Origin of the sequence: Silvania sp., assembly GCF_051656365.1 — a bacterium.
Taxonomy (GTDB): domain Bacteria; phylum Pseudomonadota; class Gammaproteobacteria; order Enterobacterales; family Enterobacteriaceae; genus Enterobacter; species Enterobacter hatchlandensis.
Genome location: NZ_JBOGBT010000012.1, coordinates 1 through 20,277 on the forward strand (window position 1 = coordinate 1; position 20,277 = coordinate 20,277).

A 20,277-nucleotide genomic window follows, 5' to 3' on the forward strand; every position below is an offset into this window, starting at 1 on the left:
ATGAGGTTGCCCCGACCATCACCAGCGGTGCCACGGCCACGGCGATTAACGAAAACAGCGGTGCGGGTCAGGTGATCTACACCGCCACCGCGAACGACACCGCTGATATCAGCGCAGGCGTCACCTTCTCGCTGAAAGCGGGCAGCGACGCGGGCCTGACTATCGACCCTGTCACCGGCGCGGTCACCCTGACCGGCACCCCGGATTTCGAAAGCAAAGCCAGCTACAGCTTCACCGTTGTGGCTACCGATGCCGCCGGCAACCACAGCGACCGGACGGTGACGCTGGGGATCAACAACATTGATGAGGTTGCCCCGACCATCACCAGCGGCGCGACGGCCACGGCGATTAACGAAAACAGCGGTGCGGGTCAGGTGATCTACACCGCCACGGCAACCGACACCGGCGATATCAGCCATGGCGTCACCTTCTCACTCAAAGCGGGCAGCGACGCGGATCTGACTATTGATCCGATCACCGGGGCAGTCACCCTGACCGGCAACCCGGACTTTGAGAGCAAAACCAGCTACAGCTTCACCGTTGTGGCTACCGATGCCGCCGGCAACCACAGCGACCAGACGGTCACGCTGGGTATCAACAACGTTGATGAGCAGGCTCCAAGCTTCACCACCGGCAACAGCAGCGACAGCTATGCCAGCGCCACGGTGAGCGTTGTTGAGAATACCGATGCCAGCACCGTCCTCTATACCGCACAGGCCAATGATAATGACGCCGCCGACGGTGGCGAGCACGTCACCTACAGCCTGGCTGACGAGTTTGGTCACGCAGACGCCCAGTATTTCACTATCGACGCTACAACGGGTGCAGTCACCTTTAATACCAGCCCCGACTATGAAGGCGCCCACGCGCCGCAATACACCTTCAATGTCGTTGCCACTGACGCAGCAGGTCACACAACCACGCAGAGCGTCACCGTCAATGTCACCGATGTGGACGAAATCGCCCCTACTGTCACGCTCGACGGCAGCTCGTCAGGACCAGCGATATTGAGTCCGGGGACCAACTACCTTTACCTCAACGGTTTTGATACCACCGCGCTGGGCGACGGCAGCTTCCTGGTGACATGGGCAGGCAATAACAATGGCAGCTACGGGATCTATGCCCAGCGCCTCAGCGCTCAGGGTGTGGCGCTGGGTGAACCGATACAGCTCGCTTCAAGTGCGACCAACATGTTCTATAACGCGTCGGACAGTGTCGTCAGCGTGACGGCCATTAATGATGCCGGGGCTTACGCCGTGGCCTGGACCGGCAAGGACGACACCAGCAATCAAACCAGCATCTATACGCAGCTGTTCAACGCTGACGGCAGCCCACTATCCGCAGCCGCGCAGCTTGATGGGGCCGCCTCTGCTCAGGATATCGCTCCGCAGATCGCGACGCTGGCCGATGGCGGCTATATCGTGACCTGGTACATCAGCGGCGGCGGCGTCTACGTGCAGCGCTTTGACGATACCGGCGTTGCAGTGGGCAACACCGTGCCGCTGGCGGTGTCAGATTCTTCTGGCAACGCCAGCCCGCAGGTGACCGTGCTGGACAATGGCGGCTACGTGGTGACCTGGCAGGGCCAAACCTCCGGCGACTACCACATCTATGTGCAGCAGTTCGATGCCAACGGCACCGGCGCTGCCCCTGCGGTGCTGGACGCCACGACGGGAAGTTACTACAACAACGAAACTCTGCCGCAGATCACGGCGCTGGCTAACGGCGGCTATGTGGTCACCTGGTCGGGCTTCGACTACAGCAGTTCGAACTACAACAACAGCACCTATGTGCAGCAGTTCGATGCCACCGGAGCCAGGGTCGGCAGCATCGTCGTCCTGGACGACTTGAGCAACATCAATAACGGTGGCGACAATACCTATCCGTATGTTGCAGCGCTGGCCGACGGTGGCTACGTAATTACCTGGATGGAAAACGGCAATACCAACGGCTTAGGGGGCTACGCTGTCTATGTGCAGCAGTTCACTGCTGGCGGCAGCAAAGTGGGTGCTACCGTGCAACTGGACGCAACGCACAACAACGCTGGCATCAACGACGACCAATTCCCACGCATCACGGCGCTGGGCGATGGCGGCTATGTCGTCACCTGGATGGGCTTTGGTATGTCGGGCCAGGACGTCTATGTGCAGAAGTTCAATGCCAGCGGTATCGCGGTAGGCGATATCGTGCAATTGGGAACTTCCGGCAGCGCGACTAACCTCTTCCCGCAGGTCACCGCCGCCGGTGCAGACGGCGAATACATGGTGACCTGGTACGGTAGCGACCCTGCCAGTGGTATTTTTGACTTCCACCTCTACGTGCAGAAATTTAACGCCGACGGCAGCACCTACGAAAACCTCGTCGTGCTGAACCATGACGGCCAGGCCACTGTGCAAAGCAGCGAAAGCGGCACCGTCTATCTCGTCAACGATGATGTGGTGGTCAGTCAGCTTAGCGACATTACCGGCGCTGCCAGCGATAAGTGGGCCAGCACGGCTGTCACGGCAAATACCCCTGCTTCGATCTCCGCAGCCAACCTCGCTGAAGGCACCTACCATGCCTGGGCCGTTGATGCGGCTGGCAATCTATCCGTTGTTTCCGGCAGCAGCGTGATGGTGGACAACACCGTGCCGGTCTTCACCAGCGCGACCACCGCCGCCGACATTACGGACAGCACCGCCGTTGGCGACACGGTCTACACCGCTGCCGCCAGCGACGCGCACGGCATCACCTACAGCCTGAACGACACCCTGCACTTCCGCATCAACGCCAGCACCGGCGTGGTGACGTTGCTCTCCAGCCCGGCCAAGGCCAGCGGTGCGCAATTTATTGTCACCGCCACCGATGCCGCCGGTAATCAGACCACGCAGACCGTCACTTACAACGTCGTCGACACCACGCCGCCTGGCGTCACGCTCATCAGCGACCTGGATGGCGTGGAGCAAAGCGGTGAGACGGTTACCGTGCAGAGCTCAGAGGCTGGCACGGTATACCTGGTCAGCGACAGCGTGACGGTGACGGATCTGAACAGCCTCATCAACGCTGCCGACAACCTGGTGAACAGCGTTGCCGTCACGGCTAACGCCAGCACCGTGCTGGCGCTGACAGGTCTGGACGAAGGCACTTACCACGCGTACGCCGTGGATGCGTCCGGCAATGTCTCTGCTATCTCCGGCAGCAGCGTGACAGTGGACAACACCGCGCCCGTGATTTCTGGTGGCGCGACCGCTACCGGTTCCACCCTCACCAGCGGCGCAGCGGCGGGCACCCAGGTGTACGACGCTAACGCCAGCGATGCCCACGCCATCAGCTACAGCCTGGACCAGAACAGCCTCGGCTTGTTCAACATCAACGCCACTACCGGCGTTGTGACGCTGAACAGTTCTGCCGTCGCTGGCAGCTACAACTTTACTGTTACCGCCACCGATGCGGCGGGTAACCACAGCAGCCAGACCGTCACCGTTGAAGTGGCGGAGGGTAACAACCTTGATGGCAGCCCGATGGTTTCGGGTAGCACCACCGACACCGCCACCCAGATGACTGTCAACGTTGGCCTCGAGAAGCTGAGTAACGGCTACACGGTCATGGAGTACATGCGCCAGATCGGCGGCGACACGCTTACCGGCAATCCGACCGGCGCGCTGTATGACGGCGTCGTCAGGGTGTTGGACGCCAACAACAACGTCGTCAAGACTCTGGATATCAGCGTTCCCGCGGGCTACACCATGCAGGATACGCAGATCAAGGCTCTGGCCAACGGCGGCTTCGTCGTGGCCTGGTCGCAGGTGGAGGCCATAAACTGGACTGACTTTAGCGTCCACTACGCTATCTACGACAACAACGGCAACCTGCAATCCAGCGACACCCTGGCATCACCTGGCTCCGGCGTGACTATCGCGGCGCAGAGCAGCGCGAATGGCGGTGATTTCGCGATTGCCTACCAGACGATGGGCCCCGGGACCGATCAGCAGCAAGCCGTCTCTGTCTTCAGCTACAACGGCAGCGGATCCAGCTTCACCCAGAGCGCGCAGACCCTGATCGGCGGCAACAGCGCGAGTCAAAACTTCGGCGGCGTCGCAAGCCCGGCAGTTCAGTTGATGAAATTCCAGCTGACGCCAGGTGTGCTGACGGCCCTGAGCGATGGCAGCTATGTCCTGGCGTCCGAAGTGTACGACTGGATAGGCACGCCGGGTCAGTCGGCGACCAGCACGCCTATCGGGGCCTTCATCTTCAAGCTCGACGCCAATGGCACGCTGGCCAATTTCGACAACGGCAGCACCTGGCAGCGCGTTAACTGGAATGACGAGCAGGGTTCTCCGACCAACGTGATTGCTTTCGACGGCGGTTTTGCCGTCTTTAGCCAGGAATACCGCTCCGCGACCTGGGAGGTCACCCTCTATAACAACAACGGTACGCTGATCACCACCAACGTACAGAGCAACACCGTTTATGGCATGGGGACCCAGAACTATCACGCCGTGGACGTTGGTGCGATGGACAAAGAGACCCATTCCGGGTTGGCGTGGTATATCAACGGCTACCTGGCGGGATCGGCCACGGCCTATGACAACGGCACGGATCTGGTGTTTGTGTTCCCTGACGGTAACGGCGGCTTTAGCCAGGTCACCATCTCCAAAACCACCGGCGAGCTGACCAGTGACGTGACCGACAGCGGTATCACGGTGCCACAGGGCGGGCAGTTGTATAACCCGCGGATCGTCTCCGATGGCGCGGGCGGCTATGACATCACCTATTCTGTCCTGTTTGATTCCGACACACTCGATGGCGGCAAAAGCGGCTACGCAGTCGGTGATATCTACCAGATCGGCCTGAATGCGCCTGTGGCACCGACAGTGACCGATGCCCACATCGCCATCACCTCCACGCCAGGTGGCGCAGACGGCATGACCTACAAGGTCGGCGACACCGTTACCGCCGTGTGGGACAACTCGGCCAGCGGCGATGCCAATACCAGCGCCGTGTCCAGCGTCACCATGGATTTCAGCCAGTTTGGTGCCAGCACGCCAGCAACGGCCTGGGACGACGGCACCCACGGGGATGCCATCGCGGGCGATGGGAAATATACGGCGCAATACACCCTCACCGCCGGTGCCATTAACAACGTAGACAGTCGCAACGTCGCCGTTACGGTCACCACGGCGAACCACGGCACAGCGACTGCAGCGGACAGCACCAGCCTGACGGTAGACAACACCGCGCCTGTGCTTACCAGCAGCACGCCACAGGACAACGGCGGCAGCGTAGCCACGGGCGCTAACCTGACGCTGACCTTCAGCGAGGATGTGCTGGCCGGCAGCGGCCATATCACCCTCGTCAATGAGAGCAACAGCAGTCTGAACAAGGTCATCGACATCACCGACAGTTCGCAGGTCAGCATCAGCGGCAACACGGTGACGGTTAACCCGACAACGGACCTGGCGGCAGGCGCAAACTACCACGTCCAGATCGACAGCAGCGCGCTGCACGACACGGCGGGCAATGACTATGCCGGTATCAGCACCTCGACGGCGCTGAATTTCACGACCGTTTCCGCCGGGATGGGGGATCCGTCCATCGTGGTGTTCGACCTGACGACGGGCCAAAGCTCCGATCACAACGGGCGCGTCTTTGATGCCAATACCGCGTACACCATCTATATCCAGGTCAACAGCAGTTACAGCTCACTGGTTGGGCTGGACAGCAACGAGATGTGGTCGGGCGCGCAGAATCTGGGCACGGACGACAAGATTGTGCTGGTGGGCACGGGCAGCGATGTTCAGGCAAGACTCGGCGAACCAGTGACGGGGATGCATCAGGGTACAAATTCCGTTAACTGGATAGCGAGGTTCTCTTCTTCTACGTTTTCTACTTACAACGCCGCCGGAGTTGCCGCAAACGGCCAGTTCACTCGCGATTATGGCAATAACGTGGATCTCTGGAACGGCAACTGGGCCGCCAACCCGAATGGGGACAATTCGTTTGGTCAGGCGTATCTGCAGGCGATGCCTGTTGGCGTACTCACCTCGCAAGGACTGGCGATACCATGACAGGTTCACTGACGTTGCTACGCCGTCTGGTCGAGATGCAGCAGTTCGAGGTGCTGCATCAGGCATGCCTGAGCCTGCCGGCGCTTTCACCCGCAGAACAGGTGCTGCTGGCCCTGGCCCTGGCCCATCTGGGCCAGCCAGAGGCGGCCCGCGATACGCTGATTGCGCTGGACCCGGCGGCACTGGAGGTCGACGCCCGCGTCGACCTCGCCGCCGTACACCTGCAGCTTGGGGAATTTGACGCGGCGCAGGCGCTGCTGGAAGCCACGCGCCCAGAGGCACCAGACCACGCGCTTCTGCTGGCGCGTCTGGCTGCCTGCTATGTGCAGCATCAGCGGGGGGAGGAGGCTCTCCCCCTGTATGAATCCAGTCTGCGCCTGCAACCCGGTATCGCCGTCTATCAGCAGCTGCTGCGTCTCTACCTGCAACGTGCGGACCTGCCGCAGGCCGGGGAGACGCTGGCCGCCGCCGACCTCTTCTGGGCAGGCGAGCGGGAGCACTGGCCCGCACTGCTGGTGGCTCTGTACGACCAGCAGCTGCGCGGCCTGCGCCTGGAGCTGTGGCTGGCCAGTGACGACAACGCCCGCGCTGATGCCTGGCTGGATTCACGCCATGCTGAACTGGCTGAGGACGATTACTGCGGCCTGCTGACCGGTTATGCTCAGCGTCTGGCCGAGCGTGGACGCCATGCCCAGGCTGAAGATGCGCTGCGCCGTGGTCTGCAGCATTACCCGGAACATCCGGACCTGTACCAGCAGCACGCTGAACTGGCGGAGTTGCAGGGGCGCCTGCCTCAGGCCATGACGTTGCTGCACCGTGCCCTCCATCTGGCCGGACAACAGCAAAAAATGACGCTGCCTTTGCGCCTGAAGCTGGCCAGCGTCGCTACCCAAGGCCATCCGGCGCTGGCGCGTCAGGTGGCCGAACAGGCTATCGAGGAGGCCGGGGCGCTGACGCCATCACCCGAGATGGACGCCGCGCAGACGGCTAAGTGGCTGGTACAGGCGCAAGTGGCACTGGCCGGGGTGGATGCGCGGGAGCAGCACTACATCGTGGCTGAGGCGCGATACGTCGAGGTACTGCAAGCGCATCCGCGCCAGGTCCCTGCCCTGCAGGGGCTGGGGCAGTTATATATGCAGTTGGGGCGCATCGACGAGGCCGTCGCCTTGTTCGAACAGGTATTAGCCATCGACCCGGCACGCGGTCATGCGGCACTGATCAACGCCCGACGTTTTCCGCAAGACGAAGAGACGTTGATTCGCCTGGAAACCCTGGCACGACGGCCGGGTCTCTCCGGCCCGGTGCAGCCAGGACTGCTGCTGCAACTTGCTGCCGCCTGGGAAAAGCGCAAGGACTACACCAAAGCCTTCACGCTGGCAAACGAAGCCAATGCGGCCAGCCGCGCACTGCTGCGTTACGACCCGGTTGCGCACCGGCAGGGCAGCGCGCGTATCCGTCATGCTTTCAGCCGTTCGCTATTTGAAAACCGACGCGGCATCGGCAACGATTCAACGCTGCCCGTGTTCGTACTGGGTATGCCGCGTTCCGGTACCACGCTTATCGAACAGATCCTGGCGGGACACAGCCAAATTCACGGCGCGGGCGAACTTGGGGTGATCCCCACTACGATCGCCAGGCTGGAAAGCTGGGAACGTAATACGGGGTCTGGACGTCATTATCCGGACTGTGTGGACGATCTGTCGGCCGATGTCGTGGCGGGTATCACCGCCAGCCTGCTGAAGGAACTGCGGGAAAGCTTGCCCGAAAACGCGTCTGAGCTCCGGCATGTGGTGGATAAGCTGCCGCACAATTTCGAGAACATCGGTCTTATCAAACTGCTGTTCCCGAATGCGCGGATAATCTCAGTGCGACGCGACCCACGCGATATCGCTATCTCCAATTACTTTACCGACTACGCGGCTAAGCACGGGGGAATGGGCTTCGCCTATGACCTGCAGTGGATTGGTGAACAACTGGCCGACCACAACCTCATGATGCACCACTGGAACCAGCTGTTCCCCGGTGAGATTCTCGACGTGCGCTATGAGGACGTGGTCTCTGACCCGGAGCGCGAGGCCCGTCGCATGCTGGATTATCTGGGCGTGCAGTGGGAGCCGCAGGTGCTCGACACCTCTGAACTGGACAGGCCGGTCAAGACTGCCAGTGTGTGGCAGGTGCGTCAGCCTATCTATCAGACTGCACGCGAACGCTGGCGGCGTTACGCGGACTTTCTTGCGCCGCTGATCGCGGGTACTAACGCGAAGATCGTGCATGAGCCTGTTGAGATGGTGAGCTTGCCCGTACCAGGAATGCAGACCGAGGGTATCGCATGCTATCGTCAGGGGAAGCTTGATGACGCCGAGATGCTCTTCAGACGTCTGCTGCACCACGTGCCCGAACACGCTACCGCGCATTTCATGGTGGGCCTGATTTGCGTGCGTAAAGGGCACCTGGCTGAGGGCATTGAGCACATGGAAAAAGGACACCAGACCTGCCCATGGAATGTTAACTGGCGACGCGATCTGGCGCAGGCATACGAATTAGCGCAGCAGCCGGAAAAGGCGCAGATGTTAAGGGTGCACCACGTCGGTACGGGTGACAGCGTGGTAAGCGCAAGGGATGTTGAACAGAATGATGCCATTCCTCTGGGCTTTTCCATTCGCACCTCCGCGTCGGAGCCGTTTTACTGAGTATCGGCACGAGCAGGCAGGGACGCCCGCTAGCCGCCTGTTTTCTGGGCTTTTTTTTAAGCTGCTCACAGTTTTATTGATTTGAAAATTTCATCCATATCACTGGGAATCTTACCTATCACATTAATTTAACAACTGCGACTATAGTCATTCAGAATTCATCAGATCCAGAGATGCCCTCAAGGCTAAAATAAGTTTTAAGTGGTTGATTATTAGAAATCAAAGCACCTGAAACACCCCATCAAAGGAGAAAAGCATGAAAATTACTGGATGGCGTAGCCTCAGGACGATCCATCGCTGGCAACGCCCTATCGGGGATGTTAACGGTACGGTGACGTCTGGAATTACCGAAGTCCCCGTGTTGATTCTGGAGACAGACGAAGGCGTGAGCGGGATCGGGGTGGGCGGACATGCAGATATCCAGCGCATCTTTCCGGCGATAGAGGGGGAGGATCCCTGTGCCGTCACTGCGCTGTACGACCGCATGCAGGCATGGGTATTTAAATCCGGGCATGCCGGAAGCGTCTTCGGGGCTATTGGCGTCGTCGATATGGCGCTCTGGGATCTGAAGGCAAAAATAGCTGAACAACCGCTGTGGAAAATGCTCGGTGCCCGGGATCCTTTCGTCACCGGATATGCCTCGGGGCTGGATTACCCGCTCGATGACCAGGCACTGGTCGCCCTTCACCAGCGTTATGCGGAACGGGGATTTAGCGCCTTCAAGCTTAAAGGTGGGCTGGATACCGAAGACGATTTGCGGCGTCTGCAGAAAATCAAAGAGGTGTACCAGCGTAACAGCAAATCGCCTGCGGTAATGATCGATGTGAATGAGTCGATGAATGCCAAACAGGCCGTGCGTTATGTGAAAGAGCTGGAACGGCATCTTGATCTGACCTGGATTGAAGAGCCGGTGCGTCGATGGGATGCCGAGGGCCACGCGCTGATCCGCAGTGCGGTCAATTGCGCTGTGGCGACAGGCGAAAACCTGACCGGTTTAGAGCAATTTATGCCACTGTTCCAGAAACAAGCCCTGGATGTCGCCCAGACGGGGATGTGCTGGGGGATCAGCCACTTCCTGCGTGTCGCTAACCTTGCCCATGCCCATGGTGTACCGATAAGTCCTGTTGGCTACAACGCCAATCCGGTCGCCCATGCCGCTGCCGCTATCCCTAACCATTTCAGTTGTGAAGTTCAGGATCTGGGGTTCCCGGAGGGATTGGTTGTCGACCAGCAGATTGTGAACGGCGGCATCCTGCTGGGGAACGCTCCAGGACTGGGTATTCGTATCGATGAGTCGAAGATTGCAGAACTCGCCAGCGAGGGATGGAATTCGCCTCAGGGGCCGCATGTCCGTTCGCCCCGGGCCGGTTTGAGCCTCACTACCTGTGCCAATAAATAACATGGCCAATCTTTATGGCCTGCCAGCCCGCTAACTGGCGAAATGAAACAACAAATAAGCCAACGATTCACAGCGAGCGGCGTACTTTAATTTTTCTTTTTCTAATTATTTTAATAATCCGATTGCTCAACGATTCGGGAGCGTATTATGACATCTAAAATTACCTCGACCTTACCGACAGAGGTTATCCCTGCCAGTGAGGATAAGAAATCAAGAGGCTTTAAAGTCTTTATATTTTCGCTGTCAACCAACTTTATGTTTTTACTGGCGCTGTATAATGCGGTGATTTCCGTCTTTATTCCCAATCAGGTCCAACAGATTACGGATGCGTCTGGTGGGAGTAAAGTCGCTGCGCTGGCGCTAATATTCACCTTAATGTCTGTTTTTACCTTCTTCGATCAACCCCTGGCGGGCGCGCTTTCCGATCGTACGCGCTCACGCTTTGGCCGTCGTACCCCCTGGCTGGTTGGTGGTACCTTTATCGGCGGTATGGCCCTGGCGATGGTGGCTCACCAGACCACCATCCTCGGTTTGACGCTGTTTTGGGTGATCGCTGCGGTTGCGTTAAATGCCGCCCAGGGGCCGATGTCCGCGATGATGCCCGACCGGGTAGAACCTAAACGTCGCGGTATCGCCTCCGGCTTTATTGGCGCAGCACAGACGGGCGGCGGTACTCTGGGGATCATTTTTGGCGGCTGGATTGCTAACCGGGATCTGGCAATGGGCTTTTATATCTTCGCCATCGGTATTTTTGTGGTGTCATTAGCCTCCTGTATTATTAATCGCGAGGAGAGCAGTAAAGACTTACCCTATAACCCGTTAAGCTTTAAGCAACTGGTGACACAGCTTTGGATTAACCCACGCAAATATCCCGACTTTGGCTGGACATTTGCCGCGCGCTTCGTGATGTTTCTTGGCTATCAGATGATCGTCAATTATCAGTTATATATCCTGCGTGACTATATCCACCTCTCTAACGCCGACTCGAACGTAATTATCGGCACAATGGCCAGTATACAGCTGGCAGCACTGCTGATTTCAGCGGTGGTCTGTGGCTATTTATCCGATAAATTCCAGGTGCGAAAACCCTTTGTTATTGTCTCTTCGCTGGTGATTGCTCTTGCTTATATGTTCCCGCTGTTGATGCCAACGGAAACCTCAATGCTGATTATGGCGGGCGTGCTGGGGCTGGGTTACGGCTGCTATATGTCAATTGATATGGCGCTGATGACGCAGGTTCTGCCGAATAAAGGCGCTAATGCAGGCAAGGATATGGGCGTTTTCAGTATCGCCAATAAATGCCCGCAGATGATTGTCACCCCGCTGGGCGCATTGATTTTAAGTCTGACCTCGTCGTACACCATGGTGTTCACCTTCGCCATCATCATGGTGATCGCCTCTGCCTGCCTTATCATGCCGATACGCTCGGTAAAATAAACCCCTTTTGACCGCAGCCACTACATCCATCCTGAGCATGGATGTTGTGGCGACAATTCACCGGTATTGACTGCTTTTCATCGTGCCGCCTCGAGGATGCCGCTTGATTTAAAGCAATATCACGACAGTTGAGTGAGAGTAGCCTGTCTTTCACTGCACTTTTATCAGGCTTTCACGAAGGTTTTCTCATGCGTAAATTATTATGTGGGTTGCTGGTTTGCCTGTCCGGCGCAGCGTCTGCGGCACCCTCGGTCGAAGTGGGTTTCTCATCCGGAAAAGACGGCCATTCTGCCCAGACCATGGTGTTGCACCTGATTAACGGCGCGCATAAATCGATTGAAATGATGGCCTACGAGTTCAAAGCGCCGGATATTGTTGCTGCGTTAGATAAAGCAGCTGAGCGCGGAGTGAAGGTGTCCGTCGTTATCGATCACCGCGCGAACAAGGCCAACAAACTCGCCCTTGCCGCAGTCCCTGAAGCAATACGCCACGGCATCGCCATTCGCGTGGATAGCCATTACCACATTCAGCATGACAAGGTGATGATTGTTGATGGCCGGATCCTGGAAACAGGTTCATTCAACTACACCCCCACCGCTGAGAAGGTTAACAGCGAAAATATTCTGGTTCTCAGGCATGTACCCCGCGTGATTAAACTGTATCAGCAACACTTCGAGACACGATGGCGGTATGGTGTGCCATACCAAAAAGGCGACCTTGCTTAAAACAGATAGCCGAACACGCCTGAAGAGCCTGAATGCCTCTTCTGCTGTTAGCGCGGGCTAACAATTTACTTCGCTACAGAAGGGATAATATTGTTCAGGGCGCGTATATTGGTGGTAATCCTTTTCTTACGTCAATAACACCCGGCTCGAGGTATTGATGAACGGTGAACTCAATCCGGCGGATTCCGCAATGAACAATCCCCTGCCCCCGGTTCTTCTCATTCAGGTGGGTACCGCGCCTGACACGCTAAAGACAGAGCACGGCGATCTGCCGGTATGGTTCAGCAGGGCGATGGCACTCACTTCTGATGCTATTCAGGTCGTGAAAGTATTCAAGGGTGAACCTCTTCCGGAACCCGATCCCGGTCGGGTCGCGGTTATCACCGGATCCTGGCACATGGTGACGGATAAGCTGGCGTGGAGCGAGGAGACGGCGCGATGGATACGTCGTGCCGTCGCGGTTGACATGCCGCTGTTCGGCGTCTGCTACGGTCATCAGCTCATGGCATATGCGCTGGGTGGCGTGGTGGATTACCATCCGCAGGGTCGCGAAATGGGGTGTCTGGAGATAAACCTGACAAAAGCAGGTGCAGACGATCCGCTTACCGGCGGGCTTTCGCAAGGCTTTATGGCCCATCTTACGCATATGCAAACCGTCACGCAGTTGCCTGCAGGTGCGCAATCGCTGGCCTCATCTCCCCACGATAAAAATCAGATCATCCGTTACGGTGCAAAAGCCGTCTCGACCCAGTTTCATCCAGAATTTACACCGGGCATTGCAGCGTCATTGATTCATCTGCGGACTGAAACTCTCCTTAGCGAAGGGCGGGATCCTGCCGCTAAGCACAGTGCGCTAACTGACGCAGCTGATGCCAGAGAACTCCTTAAGACATTTGTCTCCCTTGCGCTGATGGACCTGCCCCGGTACGAATACGCGACTAACCGCTGAGGTGATGGTGAAAAAGTCCGTACTCCGGCCGCTCAGCACGCAGGTATTAAGCGCACCCCGTCGACCTTATTCAGCCGTAATTAGCGGTATATGTGGCGCGGACGTTTTCGGCAGATGGCCCGACAAGCGAGGATCTGGCGAAACCTCAACCTGTAATGCGTAGGGTTTAAACCCTGAGCGGATATAGAATTTCAGCGCAGCAGGATGATCGAAAGTGCACGTATGAACCCAGAAGCGCTTAATAGGTTTTGACCATGCCAGTTCGATTGCCTTATCCATCAACTGCCCTCCCAGCCCCATGCCCGTGGCGTTTGATGTCAGGCCGAAAAAAGCCAGCTCGCACTCGCCGGACTCCCGAAAATCAAGCTCGAGTAAACCAATCTCTTTATCGTCCTTACGCAGGACATACACCTCTACCGCGTTGTCACGCAAAATAGCCGAAAGCCTGGCGTCGTCCATGATGATACGTGAAAACCACAGCCACTCTTCGCCTACCCGACGGTATAATTCCCGATAATCCTCCAGAGCCGTACCATCAAACGCATGCAGCGCAATACCCTCAGAAAAGGTGTTCTTGCCGGTGTCAGGCTTCTCAACCATTTCCAGACAGGTCACTACCGTCGCCAGATGTCCGGCAGGAACATCTGAATAGCCCATGGATACGATTTGTTTCTCTTTACTCATCCGTTTCTCCCCTTTGTGAGGCCCGTTGTGCCAGAAAGCGATTCCTGAAAATTCTTTATCGCCTGGGGTCAGGGCATGACCATGCCTTAAATCGCCACCAGATGCCGGACGCCCTGGGCCTCCATTTCATCGCCGCGACCACGCTGCACGATTGTCCCGCGGGACATCACCAGATACTGATCGGCAAGCTCGGCGGCAAAATCATAGAACTGCTCCACCAGCAAAATGGCCATATCACCACGATTCGCCAGCCCGCGGATAACGGCCCCAATCTCCTTGATGACCGACGGCTGAATCCCTTCGGTGGGTTCATCCAGAATCAGCAGCTGCGGCTTACAGGCCAGCGCCCGCCCAATCGCCAGCTGCTGCTGTTGCCCGCCGGACAGATCCCCTCCCCGCCGCTGCTTCATGTCGCGTAACACCGGAAACAGGTCATAAATCTCTTCCGGTACGCTTTTCGCCTGGCGGCCGGAAAAACGCGACAACCCCATCAGCAGGTTCTCTTCTACGGTGAGGCGAGGAAAAATCTCTCTGCCCTGCGGGACATAGGCGATCCCCTGCTGCACCCGCTGGTGCGGGCTGCGGGTGTTAATCTGTTTTCCCTGCCAGTGAACGGTGCCCGATTTCGCCGGGATCACCCCCATCAGGCATTTTAACAACGTCGTTTTCCCCACCCCGTTGCGCCCAAGCAGGCAGGTGATTTCGCCTGATGGAACGTCGAAGGATAAGCCGCGCAGGATATGACTCCCGCCATAATACTGATTTAACTCTTTAACCTGTAACATGTCAGCGCCCCAGATAAACGTCGATAACCTGCTCATTGGCCTGCACGTCGCGCAGCGAGCCCTCGGCTAAAACCTGCCCCTGATGCAGGACGGTGACATGGTCAGCAATGGTTTCCACAAACCCCATGTCATGCTCCACCACCATCAGAGAGTGTTTCCCTGCCAGAGTACGAAACAGCTGTGCAATGTAGTCCGTTTCCGCATCGGTCAGCCCGGCGGCGGGCTCATCCAGCAGCAGTAAATGCGGCTCCTGCACCAGCAGCATGCCAATTTCGAGGAACTGTTTTTGCCCGTGCGAGAGCAGGCCAGACGGGCGATGGCGATGCTCCCCCAGCCTTAAGAGCTGCAGCACCTCATCAATGCGGTCACGCTGCTCGCCGTTCAGTTTTGCCCGCAGGCTGGCCCAGACCGACTTATCGGTTTTAAGCGCGATTTCCAGATTTTCCATCACGCTCAGGGCTTCAAATACCGTCGGCTTCTGGAATTTGCGTCCAATCCCCGCCCGGGCGATCTCGACCGGCGACATCCCTATCAGGTCGATATCCTGGTCGTAGGTCACCTTCCCGCTGTCCGGCCGGGTTTTACCGGTAATCACGTCCATCAGCGTGGTTTTCCCCGCGCCGTTTGGCCCGATGATACAGCGCAGCTCCCCCACGCCAATGGATAACGAGAGATTGGTCAGGGCGCGGAAAGCGTCGAAGGTCACGTTGATATTTTCAAGCTGCAGCACCGGATCGGTGGTATCCCGGTAACGGTCCTGCAGCTGCGGCTGGGTAAACAGTGAATCAGTCATGCTTCCTCCGTTTGAGCAGGCCAATCACGCCGCGCGGGAGAAAAAGCGTGACGAGAATAAACATCAGTCCAAGGAAAAACAGCCAGTAATCCGGGAAGGCGACGGTGAACCAGCTCTTGGCCCCGTTAACGATCCCGGCCCCAAGGATTGGGCCAATCAGCGACCCGCGCCCCCCCAGCGCCACCCAGATCGCCGCTTCAATCGAGTTGGTGGGCGACATTTCGCCGGGGTTGATAATCCCCACCTGCGGCACATACAGCGCGCCTGCCAGGCCACACAGCACCGCAGAGAGCGTCCAGACAAATAGCTTGAAGCCTTTCGGGTCGTAGCCGCAGAACATCAGCCGGTTTTCCGCATCGCGCACGGCGGTCAGCACCCGGCCATACTTGCTGCGGGTGAGCAGCACGCCAATCGCCAGCGAGCCCGCCAGCAGCAGCACGGTGGCGATAAACAGCGCGATGCGGGTGCCGGTTGCCGACACCGGAAAGCCCAGCAGAGTGGTAAACCCGGTAAATCCGTTGTTGCCGCCAAAACCCGTTTCGTTACGGAAAAACAGCAGCATCCCGGCGTAGGTCAGCGCCTGGGTCATGATCGAGAAGTAAACATCTTTGATGCGCGAGCGGAAGGCAAAGTAGCCAAACACCAGCGCCAGCAGGCCCGGAACCAGCACGATCAGGCACAGCGCCCAGGCAAAATGCTGGGTCCCCGTCCAGAACCAGGGCAGCTCGGTCCACGAGAGGAAAGACATAAACGCGGGCAGCCCCTCGCCGGAGGCCTGGCGCATCAGATACATCCCCATCGCATACCCGCCGAGGGCGAAGAACAGTCCGTGCCCCAGCGACAGCAGCCCGGCGTAGCCCCACACCAGATCCAACGCCACCGCAACCACGGCATAGCACAGAATTTTACCGACCAGCGTTAGCGTATAGGTGGAGATGGCCAGTGGGTTATCGGCCGGTAGCAGCGCGAGAAAAGGCAGCACCAGCAGCGCTGCCAGAATGAGCGAGGCCAGCGTGCCGGTCAGGCGCGGCGCGCGTCGGGCCATCGTCAAGGTGATAGGTTGGCTCATCAGTCAATTACCCGCCCTTTGAATGCAAACAAGCCTTGCGGCCGCTTTTGAATAAACAGCACAATCAAGATCAGAATGGCGATCTTGCCCAGCACCGCACCGATTTGCGGCTCCAGCACTTTATTGAGCAGACCCAACCCCAGCGCCGCCACCACCGTTCCGGCCAGCTGTCCGACGCCGCCGGTCACCACCACGAGGAACGAGTCGATAATGTAGCCCTGCCCCAGCTCCGGGCCGACGTTGCCCAGCTGCGACAACGCCACGCCGCCGAGTCCGGCGATACCTGACCCTAACCCGAACGCCAGCATGTCAATACGTCCGGTCGGCACGCCACAGCAGTCGGCCATTCGGCGGTTTTGCGTCACCGCCCGCACGTTCATCCCCAGACGGGTTTTATTCAGCAGCAGCCAGGTCAGGGTTAATACCCCGATAACAAAGACGATCACCGCGATGCGGTTATACGGCAGGACCAGGTTGGGCAGAACCGCCCAGCCACCGGAGAGCCATGCCGGGTTGGCGACCTCGAGGTTTTGCGATCCGAACAACACGCGCACCAGCTGGATCAGCATCAGGCTGATCCCCCAGGTCGCCAGCAGGGTTTCCAGCGGTCTGCCGTACAGGTGGCGAATAACGGTGCGTTCAAGGATCATTCCGACGCAGGCGGTGATCGCAAATGCCACCGGCAGCGCCACCAGCGGGTAGAACATCAGCCAGTCGGGGGCGAGGCGCTGAAACAGATCCTGCACCAGCCAGGTGGAGTACGCGCCGAGCATCAGCATTTCGCCGTGCGCCATATTGATCACCCCCAGCAGGCCGTAGGTGATCGCCAGCCCCAGCGCCGCCAGCAGCAAAATCGAGCCCAGCGAAATGCCGCTGAACGCCTGCCCCAGCCAGTCGCCCCACTTCAGGCGCTGCTGCACCTGCTTAAGGCTCTCTGCGGCGGCGGTACGCACGGCGGCGTCCGGCTCATTTTGCGGCTGCGTCAGCCGTATCAGGCTGCCCTGTACCTGCGGATCGCTGGTTTCGCCCAGCAGCTTAACCGCCTGCAGGCGCAGGTCGGCCCGGCTGTCGGAGAGCTGTAAGTTCGCCACCACAATGGCGAGTGCGCTGTGCACCGCGTCGTTTGTCTCCGCCGCCAGTCGGGCGTTAAGGAAGGGCAGCTGGTCGGCCTGGGCGCTATTTTGCAGGGTCTGCGCCGCCCGCAGGCGCACGCTGTCGTCGTCGCTGACCAGCTGATGCATCGCCAGCGCGCTGGCCACCAGGCCACGAATGCGGTTATTCATAAACACTTTTTTCATCGCGCCCGTGGGCGTGACATCGCCCTCCAGCGCCACCGGTTTGTCGCCCTGCTCGACGAAGAGCTGGCCGTTCGAATCGACAACCACCGTTTCGTTATTCAGCGCCTGCAACAGCGGCAAACGCGATGCCTGGGGCGCGGCAGACCACTGCTGGAGCAGCTGCGCCTGCTGCGTGCGGCTGGCCTTACCGTAGTCAGCGGCGGGTCCAGCCTGCGCCGACGCGGTCATCAGCAGCCAGCTGAAAAGAAGAAAGCCCAAAGCCGGGAATATTTTCATGGTGTCAGCGTCTTTTGATGGGGGAACATTCACCCGCTGACAGGGGCAGCAACCCTGCCCCTGTCGCCTACCCTACGGGTTTATTTACTGGCGGTAACCACCGGGGTCTCCGGTTTTTTATCGTTGCCCGCGATGTACGGACTCCACGGCTGGGCGCGGATCGGCTGGTCGGTATTCCACACCACGTTGAACTGGCCGTTGCCTTCGATTTCGCCAATCATCACCGGTTTGTGTAAGTGATGGTTGGTGGCATCCATGGTCAGCGTATAGCCCGCCGGCGCAACGAAGGTCTGGCCGGCCATCGCCGCCCGCACTTTATCCACGTCGGTGGTGCCTGCTTTTTCAACGGCCTGGGCCCACATATGGATCCCGACGTAGGTCGCCTCCATCGGGTCGTTGGTGACCACCGTGTCTGCGTTCGGCAGCTTGTGGGCTTTGGCATACGCGCGGTAGTCGGCAACAAATTTGGTGTTCACTGGATTGGTGACCGACTCAAAGTAGTTCCACGCCGCCAGATGGCCGACCAGCGGTTTGGTGTCGATCCCGCGCAGCTCCTCTTCACCGACGGAGAACGCGATAACCGGCACATCCGTCGCTTTGATGCCCTGGTTTGCCAGCTCTTTATAGAACGGAACGTTAGAGTCGCCATTGATGGTGGAGATCACCGCCGTTTTGCCGCCCGCAGAGAATTTTTTGATGTTGGAGACGATGGTCTGGTAATCGCTGTAACCAAACGGGGTGTAGACCTCTTCAATGTCTTTGTCCTGGACGCCTTTCGCATGCAGGAACGCGCGCAGGATTTTGTTGGTGGTACGCGGGTAGACGTAGTCAGTGCCCAGCAGGAAGAAGCGTTTTGCGCTGCCGCCGTCTTCGCTCATCATGTACTCCACCGCCGGGATCGCCTGCTGGTTAGGCGCCGCGCCGGTGTAGAACACGTTCGGCGACATCTCTTCCCCTTCATACTGAACCGGGTAGAACAGCAGACCGTTCAGCTCCTCGAATACCGGCAGCACCGATTTGCGCGAGACCGACGTCCAGCAGCCAAACACTACCGCCGCTTTATCCTGGGTCAACAGCTGGCGGGCCTTTTCCGCGAACAGCGGCCAGTTAGAGGCCGGATCCACCACCACCGGTTCCAGCTGCTTGCCCAGCACCCCGCCTTTGGCGTTGATTTCGGCAATGGTCATCAGCGCCATGTCCTTCAGCGGGGATTCCGAGATCGCCATGGTTCCCGAGAGGGAGTGCATGATCCCCACTTTAATGGTCTCTGCGGCGTAAACCTGCAACGAGAAGCCCATGCTCACAACGGTCGCTGACAGGGCAAATGCTTTCAGTAAAGAACGTCTTTTCATGACCAAACCCCTAAATGAGAGTGAAACATTATTTTCCCCACCGCACGGTGGAGCAGGAACCACAACTAAGGTGAAACGGGTTGTAAACTGGCCTGCTGAAGCCGGTGTAAGGTGATTTGTCTGACCTCGGCTTTACTCTGTGAAATGTGTGCCGTCAGAATGCGCTGCGCCTCCTCGGTTTGCTGTTTCAGGATCGCCTCTAACACCTGGGCGTGTTCGTTATAGGTCGCCTCGACCCGGTCCTTGCGGGTGAAATCAAGGTGGCGGATGATGCGCATTTTCTCGGTTAGCTCCACGTGGACCCGCGCCATCTCCGCGTTACCGCTGGCCCGTACCAGAGTGGTATGAAAGGCCTCATCCTGGCGCGACAGGGCTTTACCCGGCGTCATGCGTTGCGCGTCAATCCAGAAGCTGACCAGTTCCGTCAGATGACTGGCGCAGATCGCAGGCGGCATCGCGCACAGGCGCTTCACGGCTTCCCTTTCCAGCACAATGCGAAAGTCGTACAGCGCTTCGTAATAGCTAAAGTCGAACGGTTTAACCTGCCAGCCGCTGCGGGAATAGACCTGCACATAGCCTTCATGCTCAAGCCAGAACAGCGCCTGGCGCACCGGCGTCCGGCTGGCCGCCATGCGTTCAGAGATTTCGTTTTCGCTGAAATGCGCCCCGGGCATCAGCCGAAAATCGAAAATGTCGTTTTTCAGCGCGTGATAAATGCGCTCGGCCAGCCCCGCCGGGCGCTTTTTACCGTTTTTATCGCTCACGGTCGCCAT

13 protein-coding genes are annotated in these 20,277 nt (G+C 58.4%); 6 read left to right on the forward strand and 7 right to left on the reverse strand.

Features of this window, described 5'->3' with window-relative positions:
* From ACRDD5_RS02120 to ACRDD5_RS02145, 6 genes are all read left to right on the forward strand, one after another.
* Positions 1-6,047: cadherin domain-containing protein (locus ACRDD5_RS02120; protein ID WP_438675760.1), on the forward strand; the 6,047-nt coding region annotated here is incomplete at its 5' end.
* Positions 6,044-8,737 carry a sulfotransferase gene (locus ACRDD5_RS02125; protein ID WP_438675761.1) on the forward strand — a complete coding sequence of 898 codons (2,694 nt, stop codon included), beginning with the start codon at positions 6,044-6,046 and terminating at the stop codon, positions 8,735-8,737. The genes ACRDD5_RS02120 and ACRDD5_RS02125, both read left to right, overlap by 4 nt.
* Positions 8,738-8,993: 256 nt before the next feature.
* Positions 8,994-10,136, forward strand: a complete 1,143-nt coding sequence (locus ACRDD5_RS02130) for a mandelate racemase/muconate lactonizing enzyme family protein (RefSeq protein ID WP_438675762.1) — start codon at positions 8,994-8,996, stop codon at positions 10,134-10,136.
* A gap of 147 nt (positions 10,137-10,283) precedes the next feature.
* Positions 10,284-11,573 (forward strand): MFS transporter, encoded by a 1,290-nt coding sequence (locus ACRDD5_RS02135; RefSeq protein ID WP_438675763.1) that lies wholly within the window; start codon positions 10,284-10,286, stop codon positions 11,571-11,573.
* Between the two features lie 188 nt (positions 11,574-11,761).
* Positions 11,762-12,298, forward strand: coding sequence for a phospholipase D family protein (locus tag ACRDD5_RS02140; RefSeq protein WP_438675764.1), 537 nt, complete (start codon positions 11,762-11,764; stop codon positions 12,296-12,298).
* 190 nt (positions 12,299-12,488) lie between these two features.
* The gene (locus ACRDD5_RS02145; RefSeq protein ID WP_438675765.1) at positions 12,489-13,247 is read left to right on the forward strand and encodes a glutamine amidotransferase; all 759 of its coding nucleotides are present in this window, start codon (positions 12,489-12,491) and stop codon (positions 13,245-13,247) included.
* Positions 13,248-13,313: 66 nt separating this feature from the next.
* Here ACRDD5_RS02145 and ACRDD5_RS02150 read toward each other — a convergent pair whose 3' ends face one another.
* The 7 genes from ACRDD5_RS02150 to ACRDD5_RS02180 all read right to left on the reverse strand — a co-directional run bounded on the left by ACRDD5_RS02150 (position 13,314) and on the right by ACRDD5_RS02180 (position 20,277).
* The gene (locus ACRDD5_RS02150) at positions 13,314-13,931 is read right to left on the reverse strand and encodes a GNAT family N-acetyltransferase (protein ID WP_271283451.1); all 618 of its coding nucleotides are present in this window, start codon (positions 13,929-13,931) and stop codon (positions 13,314-13,316) included.
* 86 nt (positions 13,932-14,017) lie between these two features.
* A complete protein-coding gene (urtE, locus tag ACRDD5_RS02155) occupies positions 14,018-14,716 on the reverse strand; it encodes an urea ABC transporter ATP-binding subunit UrtE (RefSeq protein WP_438675766.1) in 699 nt (232 codons plus the stop codon).
* A 1-nt stretch (position 14,717) separates the two neighbouring features.
* Positions 14,718-15,509, reverse strand: coding sequence for an urea ABC transporter ATP-binding protein UrtD (gene urtD, locus ACRDD5_RS02160; protein ID WP_438675767.1), 792 nt, complete (start codon positions 15,507-15,509; stop codon positions 14,718-14,720).
* Positions 15,502-16,578: an urea ABC transporter permease subunit UrtC gene (urtC, locus tag ACRDD5_RS02165; RefSeq protein ID WP_271283448.1), complete on the reverse strand. Its 1,077-nt coding sequence runs from the start codon at positions 16,576-16,578 to the stop codon at positions 15,502-15,504. The genes urtD and urtC overlap by 8 nt, the downstream gene beginning before the upstream one ends.
* Entirely contained in the window at positions 16,578-18,152 is a 1,575-nt protein-coding gene (gene urtB, locus ACRDD5_RS02170) for an urea ABC transporter permease subunit UrtB (RefSeq protein ID WP_438675768.1), read from the reverse strand. Before urtB ends, urtC begins: the two co-directional genes overlap by 1 nt.
* Positions 18,153-18,232: 80 nt before the next feature.
* Positions 18,233-19,504, reverse strand: a complete 1,272-nt coding sequence (urtA, locus tag ACRDD5_RS02175; protein WP_271283446.1) for an urea ABC transporter substrate-binding protein — start codon at positions 19,502-19,504, stop codon at positions 18,233-18,235.
* A gap of 65 nt (positions 19,505-19,569) precedes the next feature.
* Complete coding sequence (locus tag ACRDD5_RS02180; protein WP_438675773.1) at positions 19,570-20,277, reverse strand: GntR family transcriptional regulator; 708 nt, start codon at positions 20,275-20,277, stop codon at positions 19,570-19,572.